At 65.1% G+C, this 19,166-nt stretch carries 20 protein-coding genes; 8 read left to right on the forward strand and 12 right to left on the reverse strand.

Annotation, left to right across the window (positions count from 1 at the left end; all coding sequences use genetic code 11):
* Positions 1–55 precede the first annotated feature (55 nt).
* Positions 56–793: a CoA transferase subunit A gene (locus tag F8237_RS21015; protein WP_014439847.1), complete on the forward strand. Its 738-nt coding sequence runs from the start codon at positions 56–58 to the stop codon at positions 791–793.
* Complete coding sequence (locus tag F8237_RS21020; RefSeq protein ID WP_014439848.1) at positions 793–1,443, forward strand: CoA transferase subunit B; 651 nt, start codon at positions 793–795, stop codon at positions 1,441–1,443. The genes F8237_RS21015 and F8237_RS21020 overlap by 1 nt, the downstream gene beginning before the upstream one ends.
* Before the next feature lie 71 nt (positions 1,444–1,514).
* Here the strand turns inward: F8237_RS21020 and F8237_RS21025 are convergent, their stop codons facing one another.
* The 3 genes from F8237_RS21025 to F8237_RS21035 all read right to left on the reverse strand — a co-directional run bounded on the left by F8237_RS21025 (position 1,515) and on the right by F8237_RS21035 (position 4,012).
* The gene (locus F8237_RS21025; RefSeq protein WP_151647543.1) at positions 1,515–2,393 is read right to left on the reverse strand and encodes an SUMF1/EgtB/PvdO family nonheme iron enzyme; all 879 of its coding nucleotides are present in this window, start codon (positions 2,391–2,393) and stop codon (positions 1,515–1,517) included.
* Between the two features lie 52 nt (positions 2,394–2,445).
* Positions 2,446–3,543, reverse strand: coding sequence for a copper-containing nitrite reductase (gene nirK, locus F8237_RS21030; RefSeq protein WP_162006150.1), 1,098 nt, complete (start codon positions 3,541–3,543; stop codon positions 2,446–2,448).
* Positions 3,544–3,805: 262 nt separating this feature from the next.
* Positions 3,806–4,012: a hypothetical protein gene (locus F8237_RS21035; protein WP_151647547.1), complete on the reverse strand. Its 207-nt coding sequence runs from the start codon at positions 4,010–4,012 to the stop codon at positions 3,806–3,808.
* Between the two features lie 160 nt (positions 4,013–4,172).
* Here F8237_RS21035 and hemN point away from each other — a divergent pair, with 160 nt between their 5' ends.
* Positions 4,173–5,525 (forward strand): oxygen-independent coproporphyrinogen III oxidase, encoded by a 1,353-nt coding sequence (gene hemN / locus F8237_RS21040; RefSeq protein WP_151647549.1) that lies wholly within the window; start codon positions 4,173–4,175, stop codon positions 5,523–5,525.
* Between the two features lie 248 nt (positions 5,526–5,773).
* Complete coding sequence (locus F8237_RS21045; RefSeq protein ID WP_151647551.1) at positions 5,774–5,971, forward strand: DUF1858 domain-containing protein; 198 nt, start codon at positions 5,774–5,776, stop codon at positions 5,969–5,971.
* 87 nt (positions 5,972–6,058) lie between these two features.
* Here F8237_RS21045 and F8237_RS21050 read toward each other — a convergent pair whose 3' ends face one another.
* On the reverse strand, positions 6,059–6,769 hold the full coding sequence (locus F8237_RS21050) for a Crp/Fnr family transcriptional regulator (protein ID WP_151647553.1): 711 nt from the start codon (positions 6,767–6,769) through the stop codon (positions 6,059–6,061).
* Positions 6,770–6,896: 127 nt separating this feature from the next.
* Here F8237_RS21050 and F8237_RS21055 point away from each other — a divergent pair, with 127 nt between their 5' ends.
* Positions 6,897–8,108, forward strand: coding sequence for an NnrS family protein (locus F8237_RS21055; RefSeq protein WP_151647555.1), 1,212 nt, complete (start codon positions 6,897–6,899; stop codon positions 8,106–8,108).
* Between the two features lie 2 nt (positions 8,109–8,110).
* Here the strand turns inward: F8237_RS21055 and F8237_RS21060 are convergent, their stop codons facing one another.
* On the reverse strand, positions 8,111–9,148 hold the full coding sequence (locus F8237_RS21060) for an AraC family transcriptional regulator (RefSeq protein WP_151647556.1): 1,038 nt from the start codon (positions 9,146–9,148) through the stop codon (positions 8,111–8,113).
* 204 nt (positions 9,149–9,352) lie between these two features.
* Here F8237_RS21060 and F8237_RS21065 point away from each other — a divergent pair, with 204 nt between their 5' ends.
* On the forward strand, positions 9,353–9,970 hold the full coding sequence (locus F8237_RS21065; RefSeq protein WP_151647558.1) for a response regulator transcription factor: 618 nt from the start codon (positions 9,353–9,355) through the stop codon (positions 9,968–9,970).
* A 185-nt stretch (positions 9,971–10,155) separates the two neighbouring features.
* The gene (locus F8237_RS21070) at positions 10,156–11,826 is read left to right on the forward strand and encodes a mucoidy inhibitor MuiA family protein (RefSeq protein WP_151647560.1); all 1,671 of its coding nucleotides are present in this window, start codon (positions 10,156–10,158) and stop codon (positions 11,824–11,826) included.
* 152 nt (positions 11,827–11,978) lie between these two features.
* Here F8237_RS21070 and F8237_RS21075 read toward each other — a convergent pair whose 3' ends face one another.
* Positions 11,979–12,779 carry a heme ABC transporter ATP-binding protein gene (locus F8237_RS21075; protein ID WP_151647563.1) on the reverse strand — a complete coding sequence of 267 codons (801 nt, stop codon included), beginning with the start codon at positions 12,777–12,779 and terminating at the stop codon, positions 11,979–11,981.
* Positions 12,776–13,831: a FecCD family ABC transporter permease gene (locus tag F8237_RS21080; RefSeq protein WP_151647565.1), complete on the reverse strand. Its 1,056-nt coding sequence runs from the start codon at positions 13,829–13,831 to the stop codon at positions 12,776–12,778. The genes F8237_RS21075 and F8237_RS21080 overlap by 4 nt, the downstream gene beginning before the upstream one ends.
* 69 nt (positions 13,832–13,900) lie before the next feature.
* Here F8237_RS21080 and F8237_RS37465 point away from each other — a divergent pair, with 69 nt between their 5' ends.
* Positions 13,901–14,080, forward strand: a complete 180-nt coding sequence (locus F8237_RS37465) for an energy transducer TonB family protein (protein WP_244625939.1) — start codon at positions 13,901–13,903, stop codon at positions 14,078–14,080.
* Positions 14,081–14,212: 132 nt separating this feature from the next.
* On the opposite strand, the gene F8237_RS21095 is transcribed toward F8237_RS37465, so the two are convergent.
* From F8237_RS21095 to F8237_RS21115, 5 genes are all read right to left on the reverse strand, one after another.
* On the reverse strand, positions 14,213–15,568 hold the full coding sequence (locus F8237_RS21095) for an esterase-like activity of phytase family protein (protein WP_151647567.1): 1,356 nt from the start codon (positions 15,566–15,568) through the stop codon (positions 14,213–14,215).
* An 84-nt stretch (positions 15,569–15,652) separates the two neighbouring features.
* Positions 15,653–16,048, reverse strand: coding sequence for a DUF6130 family protein (locus F8237_RS21100; protein ID WP_167527519.1), 396 nt, complete (start codon positions 16,046–16,048; stop codon positions 15,653–15,655).
* A gap of 130 nt (positions 16,049–16,178) precedes the next feature.
* Positions 16,179–17,150, reverse strand: a complete 972-nt coding sequence (locus tag F8237_RS21105) for an MBL fold metallo-hydrolase (protein WP_151647569.1) — start codon at positions 17,148–17,150, stop codon at positions 16,179–16,181.
* Positions 17,151–17,280: 130 nt separating this feature from the next.
* The gene (locus tag F8237_RS21110; protein WP_151647571.1) at positions 17,281–18,180 is read right to left on the reverse strand and encodes a carbohydrate ABC transporter permease; all 900 of its coding nucleotides are present in this window, start codon (positions 18,178–18,180) and stop codon (positions 17,281–17,283) included.
* Positions 18,173–19,129 (reverse strand): carbohydrate ABC transporter permease, encoded by a 957-nt coding sequence (locus tag F8237_RS21115; protein WP_151647573.1) that lies wholly within the window; start codon positions 19,127–19,129, stop codon positions 18,173–18,175. Before F8237_RS21115 ends, F8237_RS21110 begins: the two co-directional genes overlap by 8 nt.
* Positions 19,130–19,166 lie beyond the last annotated feature (37 nt).

Raw genomic sequence — 19,166 nt, forward strand, 5'->3', positions numbered from 1 at the left:
CGCCGCCAATAAGGCGCTCCGCCTGCAAGCCGAAGGTTCAGTCGAGGTTTTTTGCATGAACAAGGTCTATCCCGACGCCAAGTCGGCTCTTGAGGGCGTTCTCAAGGACAACATGATGATCATGTCGGGAGGCTTTGGCCTCTGCGGCATCGCCGAGGAACTGTCGGATGCGATCCGCGAGTCGGGCGTCAAGGGGCTGACGGTGGTCTCCAACAATGCCGGTGTCGACGGCATCGGGCTCAGCCGCCTGCTGGAAACCCGCCAGATCAAGAAGATGATCTCGTCCTATGTCGGCGAGAACAAGTTGTTCGCGCAGCAATTCCTCGCCGGCGAGCTGGAGCTCGAATTCAATCCGCAGGGCACGCTGGCCGAGCGCATCCGCGCCGGCGGCGCCGGCATCCCCGCCTTCTACACCAAGACCGGCGTCGGCACGCTGATCGCCGAAGGCAAGGAAGTGAAGGAGTTCGACGGCGAGAAATATCTGATGGAGCGCGGCCTGTTCGCCGACCTCGCCATCGTGCACGCCTGGAAGGGCGATACCGCCGGCAACCTCATCTATCGCAAGACCGCGCGCAACTTTAACCCGATGATGGCGACCGCCGCCAAGGTCACGGTGGCCGAGGTCGAGCATCTGGTTCCGGCCGGTGAACTCAATCCCGACCACATCCACACGCCCGGCATCTTCGTGAAGCGCATCATCGAGGTCGGTACGGCCAAGAAGCGCATCGAATTCCGCAACACCCGCCCGCGTCAGGATCGCGCGCCCGCGGCCGGAACAGGAGTTGAAATCTGATGGCCTGGACTCGTGAACAGATGGCTGCGCGCGCCGCGAAGGAATTGCGTGACGGCTACTACGTCAATCTCGGCATCGGCATCCCGACGCTGGTCTCGAACTACATCCCCGACGGGGTCGATGTCAGCCTGCAGAGCGAGAACGGCATGCTCGGCATGGGCCCGTTCCCCTATGAAGGGGAAGAGGACGCCGACCTCATCAATGCCGGCAAGCAGACCGTGAGCGAGCTGCCCTCGACCTCGTATTTCTCGAGCGCGGATTCCTTCGGCATGATCCGCGGCGGTCACATGGACCTGTCGATCCTCGGCGCCATGCAGGTCGCCCAGAACGGCGATCTCGCCAACTGGATGATCCCCGGCAAGATGGTCAAGGGCATGGGCGGCGCGATGGACCTCGTCGCCGGCGTCAAGCGCGTCGTCGTGGTGATGGAGCATTCGGCCAAGGACGGCTCCAAGCTGCTGAAGCAGTGCAACCTGCCGCTGACCGGCGAGCGGGTGGTCGACATGGTCGTCACGGATCTGGCCGTCTTCACCATCGACAAGCACGGCGACGGCGGCATGGCCCTGATCGAGCTCGCCGATGGCGTCTCGCTCGACGAGGTCAAGGCCAAGACCGAAGCGGAATTCCGCGTCGCGCTGAAGAACAGCTGAGATAGCGGTCGCGAATGATCGTGAAATGGCCGGGCTTCGTCCCGGCCATTTTCGTTTGGGCGAGGCGGTACCTACGACCTCGCCGTCCACACCCTGCTCAACCGCGCCGATACGCTCGCGACCCATGACGGCTCCTCGCGCACCAGGCGGAAGCCGAGATTGGCGGGCGGCACGCCCTGCGCGCAGCCGCCGGCGCGGGCGTCACGGATGAAGTCGGTGACATAGGCGCGGTGCGCGCCTTCGGCGACGCGCACGCCGCAATTCACGGTCGGGCGGCCGGCATTGCCTGATGCGTCGATCCGCGAGCGCACGAAGCAGGTCGAGGTCCATTCCCAGACATTGCCGGCGAGATCTTCGATGCCGTGCTCGTTGGGGCCGAACTTGCCGAACGGATAGGCCGTGGTGTCGGAGAGGTCGCGCTCGGATTCACGCTCATAGCGGCTGAGCCAGCGCTTCGAAGGATCCTCTGCGTCCACCGGCGCGCCGTCGTCCTTGAACCTCGAGCCCGCAGCAAAGGCCCATTCCGCGTCGCTCGGCAGGCGGTAGTGATGGCCGGTCCTGCGCGACAGCCAGCCTGCATAGGCTTCGGCATCGTGCCAACTGACCTGCACGACGGGACGGTCGAGCGCGATCGTGACGCCACGATCGAGTGCGCGGCAGGCGCCTTCCTGCACACAGAGCTGGTAGTCGGCGGAGGAGACCTGCTCGCGCATGATGTGAAGCGGTTTTGTGAACCGCATCGCGCGCAGCGGCACTTCGGCCTGCTGCCCGGCGCGGGTGAAATCGCCGGCTTCGCGATAGGATAGATTGCCCGGCGCCACGATGACGATGGCAGGCTCGGTCGCCGTGCCGTGCACGGCCATGTCCGAGACCAGCGGCGCCACCGCGATTGGCCCCGCGAGTCCGGCGGCGCAGGCCAGTGCCAGTTTCAGCTTGAATGCGATCAACATGGTCGTCCCCCGTAGAAAAAAGGGGCCGGTGATGACCGGCCCCTTGTCGCGTCTAGTTGGTGCCGGGAGCCGGTATCTCCGCGGGCGCCTTCACCTGGGTCATCAGATCGTCGTTCCACTTGCCTTCGACCTTGAAGTGCGCGGTGGCGCCGAGATCAGCGGCCTCGATCAGATTGTGCGTGACATAGGCGTAGATGCCCGGCTGCAGGAACTTGTACAGCGCAGCTCCCGCCGAGCCGCCGCGGATGAACCAGGTCTCGAGCCCGGTCTCCGGCGCGTTGGAGAATTTTCCGGTCTCCCAGACATAGTCGCCATGGCCGCCGATCAGATGCGGACGGCTGTCGCGATTGGCCTGCGAGTGCACGATCAGCACGTTCTCGCCGACCTTGGCCGTCAGTGCGTTCTTGCCGGTGAGCGCGCCGACCTTGCCGTTGAATACGACGTGCGTGGGGATGAGCTTCTTCATCACCTCTTCGGTCTCGGTGAAGGCTTCGCCCGGCGAGTCGTAGGACTTGAAGTTGCCCTTCTCGTCGCGCGGCACGTACATGTCCTGCTCGCCGACATAGTAGACCTTGTCGTATTTCAGCGCCTTGCCCTTGCCGTCGTTCAGTCCGTCGCGCGGCAGCACCATCACGGCGCCGTTCATGCCGGAGACGACGTGCCAGGGGATCATCGGGCCGCCCGGTGCGCAGTGATAGACGAACACGCCGGTCCGTGTTGCCTTCCAGCGCAGCACGACTTGCTCGCCGGGATTGATCAGCGTGAGCTCGGCGCCGCCGAGCGCGCCGGTCGCGGAGTGGAAGTCGATGTTGTGCGGCATGGTGTTGTTGGCGGGATTGACCAGCGTCAGCTCGACATAGTCGCCTTCATGCACGACCATCAGCGGGCCCGGCATCGAGCCGTTGAAGGTCATGGCCTGGAAGGTCGTGCCCTTGTCGTCGATGACCACCTTCTTCTCCTCGATGGTCATCCTGAACTCCATGATCTTCGGGCCTTGCGTGGTGGCCTGCTCGTGCGCATGCACGAAGGGCGGGGCGACCAGCTCAACCTTCTGGCGCGGCAGCTTGAGATCGCTGGCGGCGAAAGCGGGCGTCGCCAGCATCAGGGCGGTCGCGGCGGCGCTGATCAATGCGGCTCTGCGGGTGAACATCGGAAGCATCCTTCATCTGAAAGGGTTTTGATGACGGATGCAGTGTGCGCCGATCCCGGCAAGAGTGTTTGCGCTGCGACAAGCTTTTGCCGGATTCGCCTCCGGTAAAATCCTTAAGAGATTTGCCGAAGGTCGCATCGACGATGCGCGAGAGACGATGCGAAAAACACGATGGCACATGGCGCGCGACATTGCTGCGCCAGCAGCAAGTCGTTCGCAAGTTCAATTCGCAAGTTCAGTCGTGAATGGATGGATGCGCCGATCAAAGAAGCTGGATTGCAATCCAGACCGTGCCCCAGACCGCGAACGACAGCGCGGCGAGGACGGCAGCCGTGATCGCCAGAACGCGAACGATCGAGCTGACGCTGGCCGAGGGCGCGGTGGGGACGGGACGAAATTCGTCGAAGCGTGGGATATGGCCGCGCACGCCGATGAGCCAGAGGACGAGATCGAGCGCAAGCGACGCCATGGCCTATCTCCAGAGGGGCAATGATTGATTGTGAGTATGGCTCCGATACGGCGCTCAGACTTTGAGCAAGCGCAAGGTCATCCCTCCGGAAATGGGTAATTTGGTGCCATCAGGGACCTGCCGCGTCATTGCGCGACGTTGATTTACGAATGGGTAAGACATGAGGACTGATCTCGCAGCGAGCTATGGCGAAGAGAGGCTGCCGCGCTACACGAGCTATCCGACCGCGCCGCACTTCTCACCGGCGATCGGCGCCGACACCTATGCCCGGTGGTTGTCCGAGCTCCCCGCGGGCGCCAGCGCCTCGCTTTATCTGCATGTGCCGTTCTGCCGCGAGATGTGCTGGTACTGCGGCTGCCACACCCAGATCGCTCGTCGCGACGGGCTCATCGCTGCCTATCAGCGAACCCTCCGCAGCGAGATCGTGCGGGTCGCGGAAACCATCGGCCGCCGCATCAAGGTCGAGCACATCCATTTCGGCGGCGGTACGCCGACGATCATGGCGCCTGAGGCGTTTGCCGAATTGATGGCGGCGATGCGCCACGCGTTCTTCGTGCTGCCGTCCGCCGAGATCGCGGTCGAGATCGATCCGCGCACGCTGACCGCCGAGATGGTGGAGGCCATGCGGCTCTCCGGCGTCAACCGTGCGAGCCTGGGGGTGCAGAGTTTTGATCCCGTCGTGCAGCGTGCGATCAACCGCGTGCAAAGCTTCGAGCAGACCGCTTCCGTCGTCGACATGCTCCGGTCGGCCGGCATCAACGGCATCAACTTCGACCTGATCTACGGGCTGCCGCACCAGACCGTCGCCTCGTGCCTGGATACCGTGCGGCGCTCGCTTGAGCTCGCGCCGGACCGCTTCTCGGTGTTCGGCTATGCGCATGTTCCAAGCTTCAAGAAGCACCAGCGCATGATCAATGAAAATCATCTGCCCGACGGGCTGGCGCGGCACGACCAGGCTTGCGCGATCGCCAACGCGCTGAAGGAGGCCGGCTATGTGCAGATCGGCCTCGACCATTTCGCACGTCCCGACGACGCCATGGCCGTGGCTTTCAAGGAGGGGACGCTGCGGCGCAATTTTCAGGGCTATACCACCGACCAGGGCGAGGTCCTGCTCGGCTTCGGCGCCAGCGCGATCGGACATCTGCCGCAAGGTTACGTCCAGAACCAGGTGCAGATCGGCGCTTATGCGCAAAGCATCGCCAATGGCCATCTCGCCACCGCGAAAGGCTATGGGCTCACCGACGACGATCGCCTGCGCGCCGACATCATCGAGCGTATCATGTGCGAGTTCAGTGCCGATCTCGGCGACATCTGCGCGCGTCATGGTGCAGAGGCTGGGGCGATGCTGCAATCGGCGTCGCGCCTGAAGTCGCTGATCTCGGATGGCGTCGTCAGGCTCGATGGCGAACGGCTCGCGGTTGCGAGCGACTCGCGATTCCTGGTTCGCAGCGTCGCGGCCGCGTTCGACGCGCATCTGGATCCGGTGAAGCAATTGCATAGCAGGGCGGTGTAGCCCCGCCATTCCGCGGCGCGTCTTTTGGCGCGCCGGAATCCATTTCACTGCATGGCTTGTCGCTCGATGGATTCCGGCTCGCGCCATCCAAGCTGTTGCCGACTTGGATCTTCAAGTCGGCCAGCTCGGGTAAACCCGAGTTCGGGTGGCGCGCCCCGGAATGAGGGCGGAGGAACCGGCGCCAGCTTGCGCTCCAACAAAGAAACCACGGCCACCTCCGCTATCGTCACATCGGAACGGAGTTGTCCATGCCCTTCGGATCCGACGATCTGGTCGATGACATCATGCGTACGGCGCCGCACACGATCCGCGTGTTTCTCGCCTTCAGGATGGCCTGTGTCGGTTGTCCGATCGCGACCTTCCACACCGTGGAAGACGCCTGCCGCGAACATGGCATCGATCGCGAAAAATTCCTCGCCGCGCTGTGCGAATGCGTGCCGGCGTGAGGCGGGCTGGAGTTCGCGCGGGACGCGCGCGGATTCCCGGGTGAGGGCGAGCTTTCGCCGTAAGCGAAAGCTCCCTCACTCCGACCTTCAGGCTGCGCCGCTGTCCGCGCTGCGTTCCGCCAGCACGACGATCTTGTGCGGATCGCGCAGGACGATGCGCTGGCGGCCGCTCTCGACGAGACCCTGCTGTTCCCAGCCGCTCAGGATGCGGCTGACGGTGTGCAGCGTGGTGCCGGTCATTTGCGCGATGTCCTGACGGCTGATCGGGAAGTCGATTTCGATGCCGTGGTCGAGTTTCTTGCCGGACTGCTTGGCGAGGCGCAGCAGCGCATGCGCGACGCGCTGCTCGACCTGCTGGGTCGACATTTCCAGGATGCGGGTGTGGCTCTCTTGCAGCCGCGTGCCGACGGTCTGCAGCGTGTTGGCGGCAAGCGCCGGAAAACGCTCGATCAGTCGTGGCCAGGCCGAGGTCGGCCAGATCAGCACCACGCTGTCGTCCACCGCCATTGCCGTCGCCGGATAGTGTGCGGCGCCGATCGCCATCGCCAGCCCGAAAGTCTCGCCGGGCGCGACATAGCGCACCACGATCTGCTCGCCGGTCGGCGTGGTCTTCGCCGCGCGGACATGGCCGTGCAGCAGCAGGAAGAAGGATTGCGCGTCGGCGCCCTGTTCGAAAATGGCGGTGTTCTTGGGGTAGCGCGCCGAGCGGGCCTCGCGCAGGATCTCGTCGAGATCGTCCGGCTTGACGCCTGCAAACAGCGGCAAATGCGCAACCAGCGATGTATCGACCTTGGCCATTCTGCCTCCTTGGCGCTCGGGAGCGTGATGACACCTGCAATCGTCCCGGTGTTTGCGATAGCGCAAAACGGGACGGCGGGGCGGCAGTATTTTTCCAGCCAACGGTGAATTCACAGGAGTTGCTTTCATGGCTGGCGCTCGACCCCGCAAATTTGAGGGCTGGCCGCTGTTTGCGAACAGCTTTCGGCCCTTTTTCCTGCTCGCAGCGATCCAGGCAGGGCTGTCGATCCTGGCCTGGCTGCCGATGTTCTATGGTGAGCTGTCCGTGAGTTCCGCTTTCGCGCCGCGCGACTGGCACGTCCACGAAATGCTCTTTGGTTTCCTGCCGGCGGTGATCACGGGATTCCTGTTCACGGCGATCCCGAACTGGACCGGGCGGTTGCCGATTCAGGGGACGTCGCTGGGTGCGTTGCTGATGGTGTGGCTGGCCGGTCGCCTCGCGGTGACGTTGTCCGCGGATATTGGCTGGGCGTTCGCGCTTGCCGTCGATGCCGCGTTCCTGACGCTGGTCGTCGCCGCCGCCACGCGCGAGATCATCGCGGGCAGCAATTGGCGCAATCTGCCCGTGGTGGTGCTCGTGCTGGTGCTGCTCGCCGGCAATGTTGCCTTCCATCTCGAGGCGCACTTCCAAGGCGCGGCGGATGTCAGCATCCGCGTCGGCATCGGCGGGGTGGTGCTGATGATCTCGCTGATCGGCGGCCGCATCATCCCGAGCTTCACCCGCAACTGGCTGGTCAAGTTCAATGACGGCCGCCTGCCGGTGCCGTTCGGGCGTTTCGACGGCGCGGTGATTGGATGCAGCGCGCTCGCGCTCGTTGCGTGGATCGTGGCGCCGTTGAATGTGGTCACCGGCGTGATGATGGCCCTGGTCGGGGTGCTGCATCTGGTGCGGCTCGCGCGGTGGGCCGGTGATCGCACCACGCGGGAACGCCTGCTGCTGATCCTGCATGTCGGCTATGTCTTCGTGCCGCTCGGTTTCATCCTGCATGCCCTGGCTGTCTTCGGTGTGCTGCCGCCGAGTGCCGGCATCCATGCCTGGATGGCGGGCGCGGCCGGAACCATGACGCTCGCGGTGATGACGCGCGCGAGCCTCGGCCACACCGGACAGGCCTTGACGGCCTCGCCCGCGACGCAAGGAATCTACGCCGCGATCATCATCGCAGCGCTGGCGCGGGTCGCTGCCGTGGTGTTGCCGACGCACAGCGATGCGCTGCTCCACGTCGCTGCCTGCGGCTGGGTCGTCGCGTTCCTCGGCTTTGCGATCGCGTTCGGACCGCTCCTCGCCGGCAGCCGCCGGCGCGCACTTGCCATCATGGGCGTGCCCGCTCCGGCGCGCTGAGCTCAGGCGGCGCTCGCCGACGGGATGCCGGCCGGCTTTGCCAGCGGTCGCACGCCCTTGCGCCACGCGGTGACGGTGCAGCCGAACCGGCTGCGGAACCAGCGGGCCATCGCGCTTTGCGCGGAGAAGCCGAGCTGCACGGCAATGTCAGCCAGCGGCCGGCCGGGATCGTCGATCAACTGGGTCACGAGATCGGCGCGCTGCGCGTCGAGGATGTCCGAGAAGCTGGTGCCGGCTTCGGCGAGATGACGGTGGATGGTGCGGCGGGTGCAGGCCAGGTGCTCGGCGACACGCTCGACCGTGCAGTCGCCGCTTGCGAGCAGGCGGCGCACGACCTCGTCGACCTTTCCCTCCCAGCTTGCGGGCCGGTTCTCGATCGCCTCGATGCGCTTGCGCAGATAGCTCGCGATCAGCGGATGCGCGCTCGGAACCCGGCGCTCCATGTCATGCGCCGACAGCAGGATCGCATCGTCATCGGCATTGAAGGCGACGTGGCAGCCGAAAAAGTCGCGGTAGCGTTTGCGGTCGTGCGGCGGTGGATAATGCAGGTGCACCTCGAGCGGCCGCCAATCGCTGCCGAACAGCGACTGGATGATGCGGTGGATGCTGCCCAGCGCCATGTCGATCGACTGGCGCGGCGCGCTCGGCTGCCGGCCACGCAGATGCAGTCTGACGGTCACGGTCTGCTTGTTGCGGGCGATGTCGAGCTTCATGCCGTCGTGATGGACATGGATGAAGCGCGAGAACGCCTCGATCGCTTCGCCGACCGTGGCCTGCTCGCGCACGATCAGGCCGACCGCGCCGAAATTGGTCAGCCCGCCGCGCTCGGCGAGCCGCAAGCCGAAATCTTCGGCACCGGACGCCTCTGCCGACAACTCCAGCAGGCGCCGCAGGCTCGTCACGGCAATGGGCGTATCGGGCTTGTCGAGGCAGGCCAGCGGCAGCCTGACCTTGCGCATCATCTGTCTGGGGTCGAGCCCGACCGACCGGGCGACATCCTGGTAGTAGCTCAAGCCTGCGCTGCGAATGAGGTCGGTCATGCGACCCGTTCCTGCCAGCCGTTCCCGCAGATGTCCCGAAATGTAAAGTTTCTGTCCCGATCCGTCAAATCCAGCAACGGGCTGGAACATACATAAGGGAAACCGAAGCACTGGCGCGAATGCCGTGCTCATGACGGCGCGATAGGGCGACGGGGCCCGCGGCCGTCTCGGATCATTTGACCAAGACATTATTGGGTGGGGATTATGCCGGGGAACATGCTTTCCAAGGGTGAGGTATTCGTCATCGACACCGACGCCGCCTCCCGCGAACAATTGTCCACGGCGCTCCAGCAGGGCGCGTATGACGTGATCTGCTTCGCCGACGGTGCCTCGCTGTTGTCGGAAGCCAAGGCGCGGATGCCGGCGTGCGTGCTGTTGGAAATGCCGCCCGATCGTTCCGCCCTCGACGTGCTCAGACGGCTGCGCGAGGAAAACTGCATGGCGCCGGTGCTGGTGACCTCGGCGAATGGCAGTATCGCCATGGCCGTCGATGCGATCAAGAGCGGCGCGGCCGACTTCATCGAGAAGCCGTTCCGCACCCACGACGTCGTGGGTCGGATCGATGCCGCCATCGACGAATCCGCACAGCCCGGCTCCAGCCGGCAGCGCTGGTTGCCCGGATGCGAGCCGCTGACCGCGCGTGAAGGCGGTGTGCTCGAGCACCTCGCCGCAGGCCTCACCAACAAGGAGATCGCCCGGCGCATGCATCTGAGCGCACGGACGGTCGAAGGTTACCGCGCCAGCATTCTGAAGAAGGCCGGCGCCAGGAATGTGACCGATCTGCTCCGCCGTATCTTCCAGGGCACCGTCGTCCAGAGCTGAGGCTCGACTTCCGAGGAGGGTCGGCGGCAGGACGGCGATACGTTCCGCGGCCTTGGTGACGCCGCAGTGGCGCCCCACGGAAACCCCAATCGAACCAGTTCCTTCCCTGCCGCGTCTCACCACGATGGCGTGGCATTTGATCGTGCGTCCGGCTGGCGGCGCGGCGATATTGCAGGAGGGACTTTATGCGCATCACCGCAAGATGTCTGGCGACGACGAGCCTGGTTCTGGTGACCATGGGTACGGCGTTGCCGTCATGGGCAGCCGATGTGGATGCCAATTCGGCCATCGACGCCGTCACGGTCTATCCGGATGGTGCCACCGTCACCCGGATCATCGCGCTGGACCTTGCCTCCGGCGACAGCACGCTGGTCGCCAGGGATTTTCCATTGTCGCTCGATCCGTCCTCCCTCCGGGTCGAAGGCGAGGCGGGCGCCAGGCTCACCATCGGCACGATCGACGCGCGGCCGCCGCGCGCGGCACCGCCGGTCAACCTGCCCGAGCTCGACAAGCGCATCGAAGCGCTGAAAGACCAGCGCGTCGATCTGCAGGGTACGATCGATTCCGCCAATGCGCGGCGTAAATTCGCCCAGCATTTTGCCGAAGCCTCTCCCGCCGGCCTCGGCGACAAGGGCGAGGCGCGGCCGATCACCGAATGGCGCGCGGCGTTTGCCGCGGTCGCCGAGGAGATCGCAACCGCCGACACCGCGATCCGCGATGCCGCGCGAAAGCAGCGCGAGATCGATCGGCAGCTCGCGCAGCTCGAAGCCGAGCGCTCCGCCAAGCCGCCGAGCAAGCTCGAGGTCCGGATCGACGTTGCTTCGGCCGCCGCAACGAAGGCGACGCTGCGGGTCACCTATGCTGTGCGCAACGCGCGCTGGATGCCGCTCTATGATGCCCGGCTCGACACCGGCGCCAAGGACCGCAAGCCGCAGCTCGAGCTGGTCCGCCGCGCCGAGGTCACGCAATCGACCGGCGAGGACTGGTCCAACGTGACGCTCGGCGTCTCCACGGTTCGCATCGCCCGAGGCGGCAGCGCGCCGGAGTTGGGCTCGCTGGTGGCGCAATATCCGCAACCGCCGAGGCCAATGGCGCTCGGCGCAGCTTCTGAGCTGGCACGGCCCGCTCCGCTGACGCGTCAGGCACAATCGCCCGCCATGGCCAAAGTTGCGGACGCGCTCGAGCGCGTCGACGAACAACAGGCGATTGCCGAGATCGGCGACTTCCAGGCGACCTTCAGGATTCCTGGCCGCGTCAGCCTCGGCGCCGCCGACGGCGCCAAGAGCCTGAAGATCGCCGCGATGACCGTGCCTGCCGATCTCGCGGTCCGCGCTGCGCCGGTGATGGACCCGACCGCCTTCCTCGAAGCCAGCTTCAAGCAGACCGATGAGGCGACTCTGCTGCCGGGCAAGGTCGCGATCTACCGCGACGGCGTCTTCGTCGGCCGCGGCAAGATCTCGGCGTCCGCCAAGGACGATATCGTGCGGCTCGGCTTCGGCGCCGACGACAAGGTCAAAATCGAACGCGCCGTGCTCAAGCGCAACGAGGGCTCGGCCGGCCTTCTCGTCACGACGTCGAAGACCGACGAGCGTTCGTTCAAGACCACGATCCGCAACGGTCACGACTTCCCGATCAAGGTCGCGATAGAGGATCAGCTGCCGGTCAGCGAGAACGAGGACATCGTCGTCGAGATGCTGCCCGCGACCACGACGCCGACCGCGAGCAATATCCGAGACAAGCGCGGCGTGCTGGAATGGTCGTTCGACGCCAAGCCCGGCGAGGTCAAGGATATTAACTTTGCCTGGCGCATCCGCTGGCCGAAGGACAAGAGCATAACGATCGTGCCGGCGGGGTAGGGCGCTTCGCCTCTCCCCGCTTGCGGGGAGAGGCCGACGTGCGAAGCGCGGCGGGTGAGGGGGACTCTCCGCGAGTCCGGCTGTCACCGTCACCGCGGAGGGTCCCCCTCTCCCCAACCCTCTCCCCGCAAGCGGGGCGAGGGGGCGCACCGTCATTGCGGCCCCACCGCCCGCATCGATTGCGGCAGCACGTAAGGCACGCCATCGTCGGCCTGATGAACGACGGCGTCGATCTCGAAGATGTCACGGATGGTCTTGCTCGTGACGACGTCCGCGCGCGGACCGTCGGCGGCGAGCCTGTCGCCGCTCAGCACCACAAGCCGGTCGGCGAAGCGGATCGCAAGATTGAGGTCGTGCAGGATCGCGATCACGGCCGTGCCGCCGGCTGCGCGGCGGCGCGCGGCCTCGACGAGGTCGATCTGGTGGCGCAGATCGAGGCTCGAGGTCGGCTCGTCCAGCAGCAGCAGTCCCGGTCCGTGCTCGGCTTCGCCGCAGGCGAGCTGCACCAGCACGCGGGCGAAGTGAGTACGCTGCTGCTCGCCGCCGGACAGCGTCGGCAATTGCCGTTCGCGAAAATGCTCCAGGCCGACCTCGTGCAGCGCGGCGTCGACGAGCCCGCCCGCCTCGCGCAGGCTGCGATCGCCCGCGCCCATCAGCACGATCTCCTCGACCGTGAAGGGGAAGCTGACGTTGATGTGCTGGGACAGCATGGCGCGTCGCGCCGCGAGCTCGCGCGGCTTGAAGCTGCCGATATCGCGCTGCTTCAGCCGCACCTCGCCCTCGCTCGGGCGAAGGTCGCCGGAGAGCAGTCGCAGCAGCGTCGACTTGCCGGCGCCGTTCGGGCCGATGATGGCGACCATCTCGCCAGCCCCCACATTCAGGCCCACGCCGTCGAGCAGCGTCGCGCGGCCCGCGCGCTTGCTCAAGTTTCGTGCTTCGATCACGGCGCTCATAGCGAGGCGAGTCCGCGCTGCCGCAGCAGGATGCCGAGGAAGACCGGGGCGCCGACCGCGGCCGTCAGAATGCCGATCGGCATCTCCGCCGGCGCCACGATGGTGCGCGCCAGCGTGTCGGCGCCGACCATCAGGATGGCGCCTGATAGCACCGAGGCTGGCAGCAGCAGCCGATGAGTCGGGCCGATGACGAGGCGCAACAGATGCGGCACGACGATGCCGACGAAGCCGATGACGCCGCTGATCGACACCGCGACTCCGGTCATGGCGGAGACCATGACGATCGAAATGCGTTTGAGACGTTCGACATCGACGCCGCCGTGAAAAGCGTCGGCTTCGCCAAGCACCAGCAGATCGAGGCCGCGCGCGATGTACGCGCAGGCGCCGAGCCCAATGACGAGAACCGGTGCAAGCACGGCTGCCTTGGTCCAGGTGGCACCGCTCATCGAGCCGAGCATCCAGAACGTAATGTCGCGGAGCTGGCGGTCATCGGCGATGAACACCAGCAAGCCGATGCCGGCATTGGCGATGGCGGTGATGGCGACGCCGGCCAGCAGGAAGATCGCAATCGAGGTTCGCCCGGCGCGGCTCGATATGCCGTACAGGAGCGCGGTGGTGACCAATGATCCCGCGAAGGCCGCAAGCGGCAACAGCTCGGTTTGAAGGAATCGGAACGTCTCGCCGAAGCGCGAGTCGGTGAAGACGATGGCGCTTGCAGCCGCGAGCGCGCCGCCGCTGGAGACGCCGACCAGAGCGGGGTCGGCGAGGGGATTGCGGAACAGCCCCTGCATGATCGCACCGGCCGCGGCGAGCAGGCCGCCGACCATTGCGGTGGCCGCGATGCGTGGAATGCGGATCGACCAGAGCACGAGCTGGTCGCGGACCGTCATGCTATTCGCTGCGCCGTCCGGGACGAGGCCCAATGCTGCCGGCAATCGCGAGAGCGGGATGCCCGCCGCGCCGATGGTGAGGGCGATGATCCCGGTGGCGATGAGCGCCGCAAGCAGCAGCGGAATTGCGATCGTCGCGGATCGTCGTCCCGCGCCGCTCATTGCCGGCAATTCGCCGCCGACAGGGCTGAGGCGAACGTGCCGCCCTGACCGGCCAATGCCGGATAGAGATTGACGGAGAGGTCGCGTGCCGCCGCAGCCGTCCGCATCAGTGGTGCCTCCGGCGTTGCCGCCTTCGACGCCCAGGCCATGTCGATGATCCGGCAGGCCTCGCCGTTCCCGCCGATCCCGGAAGAGATCAAGAACGGCGCGATGAGTTTTTCGATCCCGGTGGAGTTTACGGTGCAGTAGGAGCTCCGCTGTCATGCCCCGGCTTGACCGGGGCATCCAGTACGCCGAGGCCGCGCTGCGCGATGACAGGCGTCGCGGCGTACTGGATCGCCCGGTCGAGCCGGGCGATGATCGTGTTGAGAGAGCCTCGCCCTACTTCGCCTTCAGGAAGTCCGCGACCTCCAGCAGCATGAACTCGTCGTCGTCGGCCTTGTTGGGGTCGCGGCTGGACGAGAACGGCAGGTTGTTGTCGTTGCCGACGATGATGTGGGTCTCGTCGACGCGATCGACGTTCTCGATGGTGAAGAACGGGAAGGTGTAGACGCCGTCATTGAGGGGCTTGCGCGCCTTCTTGTCGGGATCCCTGATCTTCATCAGGTCGATATAGCCGATCTTGCGCACGGGCTTGCCGACATTGGCGTCGGTGAGCTCGATCTTGTAGACGCGCTTGAACTTGGCGATATCAGGGAAGCAGTTCTCGCCGCGCTGGCCCTGCGGGCAGGCCGTGTCGGCGGTGCCTTCGCCGTTGTCGCGCTCGATGATCAGGCCGCTGGTCGGGTCGATCATGTTGAAGTCGCCGATGGCGTTGCCGTTCTGCTCGAACACATACTGCCAGTAGCGGCCGGTGAACTTCTCGGCGGCGACGTCGAATTCGAGGATGCGGGAGGCTTCCTTGCCGTCGACCTTCTCCCAATCCTTCTTGTCGGCGTCCCACAGCGGGCCCTCGAGCAGGCCGTAGAGGAACTTGCCGTCCTTCGACGATGCGAAGCCCTCATAGCCCTTGGAGCGGCGGAGGTTGACGTTGGTGTAGGTCGCGCCAGGCGCGCCCGGGGTCCCGACCGCCCAATGATCGGGCGAGCGCACCGGCTTGCCGTCCGCGACTGTCTCGAACACGCCGAGGATCTTGCCTGATTTGTCGGCCTTCAGGATGTAGGGGCCGAACTCGTCGCCGATCCAGAAGACGTCGCCGATGATCTGGAAACCCTCGGTGTCGAAGTCGGAGCCGGTGAGGTAGCGCTTTGCGGTATCCTCGTGGACGATGCGGAACGGCACCTTCTTGTCGGGATCGTGCAGGAAGATGGTCTCCTGGCGTTCGATCTTGCCGCTGGCCCAGTCCATCTTGTAGCGGTTGAGATATAGCATCGAATCCGGCGAGTTGGCGCGCGCGCCCATGCCGTTGTCGGTGATCACCCAGTAGCTGCCGTCGGGCATGTGCTTGATGCCGGAATGGCCCTGCAGCGGTTGTCCCTTGAACGGCAGCGACACGCCGGTCGGGCGCTCATACGACTTGCCCATCACGGTGCCGAGCGCGTCGACGCGCTTGCCGGTGGTGTATTTGCCGGAGGTCTTGAGATCGGCGGGGGCGTCGGCCGGTGCGTCGATGAAGGTCGCGGCCGGCATCACCACGTGGCCGGCGAGCTTGGCCGGGAATTCGCCCTCGGTCTGCGCAAGCGCCGTGCTCGCGGTGAGAATGATTGTTGCAACGGAGGCAAGAAAGGTCGCGCGCATGAGCGTCTCCTGTGAGCGGAGGACGTCTTATGCGGATTGCATGTTGCAGTTATGTGAAATCGGGCCAAACGCCGCAGTTGCCGGCTACTTTCTCGGCGGAGCAGGCGAAGGCACCGGTATCTCGAAGCTGACGGTCTTGCGGTCGATCACGTGGTGCGTTGGATCGGCCAACTCCAGCAGCACCTTGTGCAGCCCCGGGGGCAGTCCGACCACGATCACGGTCTCACCACTGGCATCGACGAAATGCCAGGGCGCGTCGTCGACCGTGATGTGGACGTAGCCGATGCGCGGCGACACGTCGAGCGCGCCCTTGCCGAACACCGGCACGACACGAAGATTCTCCGTGGCGTACTGGATGAAGACCAGCCCGTGCGCCAGTTGTTCGGCCAGCGGCGGATCCACGATCAGGCGGGCGGGCGCCTGATTCTCGATCGCAACCAGTGCAGAGGGCCCGCGCACGTCGCGGGCGCTCTGGGCGATGGCCGCTGATGCAAATAATGTGGAAGCCGCACAACGGCAATGACGTCGAAGATGACACTCATGATCGTTCTCTCGGAGCCATCAATGTCCTTTCAAAACGTCGAGTTCGCCGGCGGCAGCGAGCGTTCGTTCAAACGCCCTGGTAGACCAGCCGGGTGAAGAAGCCGGGATCGATCACGAACTGACCCCATATCGCGTCGAACGCCGCGGTCGGCTTCGCCGCGACGGTTTCGTCGCGCGTTCGTCCCTGCTTCTTGAGCCGGGCGACGTTGTCGCGGATTCCGACGAGCATGTCGCGAAAGGCCTGGAACTCGGCTTTGTTGCCGACCGGCTTGCCATGCCCGGCGATGACGATCGTGTCCTTGTCCATCACCGGGAGATTGGCGTCGCATGCAGCGATCATCCCATCGATGCTGCCGCCGGTCGAATAGTCGATGAACGGATAGATGCCGTTCCAGAACATATCGGCGACGTGAACGATGTTGGCGTCTGCGAAGGTGACGGAGATGTCGCTGTCGGTGTGGGCAGGTCCGAAATATTTCAGGGAGATCGAGGTTCCGTTGAGCTTGAGCGTGTGGTTGCTCGCAAAGACTTCACTCGGGATTCCGCCCGCGCCGAGCGGAAGGAAATTGTAGTCCCAGTCCTCGACACGCTGGATTTCGGCGAGGTGCTTTCGGGTGTTTTCGTGGGCAATGATTCTGGCGCCGGTCGAATGCAGCCATTCGTTGCCGTCGGCGTGGTCGAAGTGCCAGTGGGTGTTGACGAGGTGCGTGACGGGATCGGCGCCCAGATCGGCCAGCGCCTTGGTGAGCTGGGGACGCGAGACACGGATGCCCGCATCGATCAGCAGCTTGCCGTCAGAGCCGGTGAGAACGGCGATATTGCCTCCGGAGCCTTCGAGCACGCTGATATTGCCGCGCAGCTTGTACGTCGTGATGGGCGACGTCGCCGCGCTGTCCTTGATCAGGCTGACGATGCCTCGCGCTTCGGCGTAGGCCTGCCTCGGGGTAAGCCATCCCGAAGTGGCGGCAGACGCCGCGGCGCCGACGCAGCACAGGCAGAATCCGCGCCGGGACAATAAGGGGAGCTTTGGCGTACGCATGCAATTCCCGCTTTCTCGAGCGACAATCGACGGCGCCAATGATTGACCCCGCTGTCAGGATGCAGCGTGAGGCCAATGCAGCATGCGGTCTATCACGATAGCACGATCGGTTGCGATCGCGCGTGGTGCGTTACTCCTTCACCGCACCGGTCAGCGAAGACACGTAGTAGTCCACGAACAGCGAGTAGAACACCGCGACCGGCAGCGAGCCGAGCAGCGAGCCGGCCATCAGCGCGCCCCATTGATAGACGTCGCCGGTGACGAGCTCGGTCAGGATCGCGACCGGCACGGTCTTGTTGGCGCCGCTCTGGATGAACGCGAGCGCGTAGATGAACTCGTTCCAGGACAGCGTGAAGGAGAAGATGCCGGCCGAGATCAGCCCGGGCACCGCGAGCGGCAGCGTGATGCGCCGCAGGATCTGCAGCCGCGTCGCGCCGTCGACCAGTGCGCATTCCTCGAGCTCGTAGGGGATCGACTTGAAATAGCCGATCAGCAGCCAGGTGCAGAACGGCACCAGGAAGGTCGGATAGACCAGGATCAGCGCCATCGGCGAGTCGAACAGGCCGAATTGCACCACGACGGTGGCGAGCGGGATGAACAGGATCGACGGCGGCACCAGATAGGCGAGATAGATGCCGAGGCCGACATAGGGACTGCCGCGGAAGCGCAGGCGTTCGATCGCATAGGCCGCCAGCGTGCTCGCGATCAGCGACAGCGTGGTCGAGCCGATCGCGACCAGCATGGTCGTCCACAGCCAGCGCGGATAGGCGGTGTTGAACAACAGATGCTTGATGTGCGCCAGCGTCGGCGAGGTGATCCAGAACGGATTGTGCTCCTTGTAGTTCATCAGCTCGGCGTTCGGCTTGAACGAGGTGATCGCCATCCAGTAGAACGGAAACAGCAGGATCAACACGAAGCAGCTGAGCGGCAGGTAGATCATCATCAGCCGCCGCAGCCCGGAATCCCAGGCCATGGTGTCGGGGGCGGCCTTGGCGTCGGCGACGGATGGTTGCGCGACGGTGTCAGTCATTGCTCTCTCCCTGCTGCCATTTGCGGCGCGCCAGGCCGAAATAGGAAAACAGCGTCGCGAACACCAGGAACGGGATCATCGACACCGCGATCGCGGCGCCTTCGCCGAGCTCGCCGCCGGCAATGCCGCGCTGGAACGCCAGCGTCGCCAGCAAATGCGTCGAGTTGCCGGGGCCGCCGCGGGTGATGGCGTAGACCAGCTGGAAGTCGGTGAAGGTGAAGATGATCGAGAAGGTCATGACGATGGCGAGGATCGGCATCATCATCGGGAAGGTGATGTAGCGGAAACGCTGCCAGGCGCTGGCGCCGTCGAGCATCGCGGCCTCGTAGAGCGAGGGCGAGATGGTCTGCAGGCCCGCCAGCAGCGAGATCGCGACGAAGGGAATGCCGCGCCAGATATTGGCGGCGATCAGCGAGAAACGCGCCGGCCAGGGCGAGCCGAGGAAGTCGATATTGCTCGACCGCCAGTGCAGCACGTCGACCAGCAGATAGGAGATGATCGAGAATTGCGGATCGTAGATCCACCAGAACGCCAGCGCCGAAAGCACCGTCGGGACGATCCAGGGCAGCAGGATGATCGCCCGCAGCAGGCTCTTGAACGGGAAATGGTTGTTGAGCAGCAGCGCCAGCCAGAAGCCGAGCGCGAACTTCCCGAAGGTCGCGATCCCCGTATAGAGCACGCTGTAGAACACCGCGTTCCACCACAGGGAATCGGTGAGCAGGTACTGGAAGTTCTCGAAGCCGACGAACACGCCCTTTCTGCCGATCGTGGTGTCGGTGAAGGCGAGCCAGATGCCGAGGCCGAGCGGATAGGTCAGGAACACCGCGAGCAGCCCGACCGCGGGCGCGAGGCACATCACGATCAGGAACGGCTTGTAGTCGAACAGGCGGACCAGCCAGGATGGCTGCCGCGGGGCCAGGGCGAGAGGAGGAAGTGTGGTCACGGACATCAGCTTGTTGTCCTGTCGTTGAAAGTCACCCCACCGT

The sequence above is a fragment of the Bradyrhizobium betae genome, from assembly GCF_008932115.1.
GTDB lineage: Bacteria > Pseudomonadota > Alphaproteobacteria > Rhizobiales > Xanthobacteraceae > Bradyrhizobium > Bradyrhizobium betae.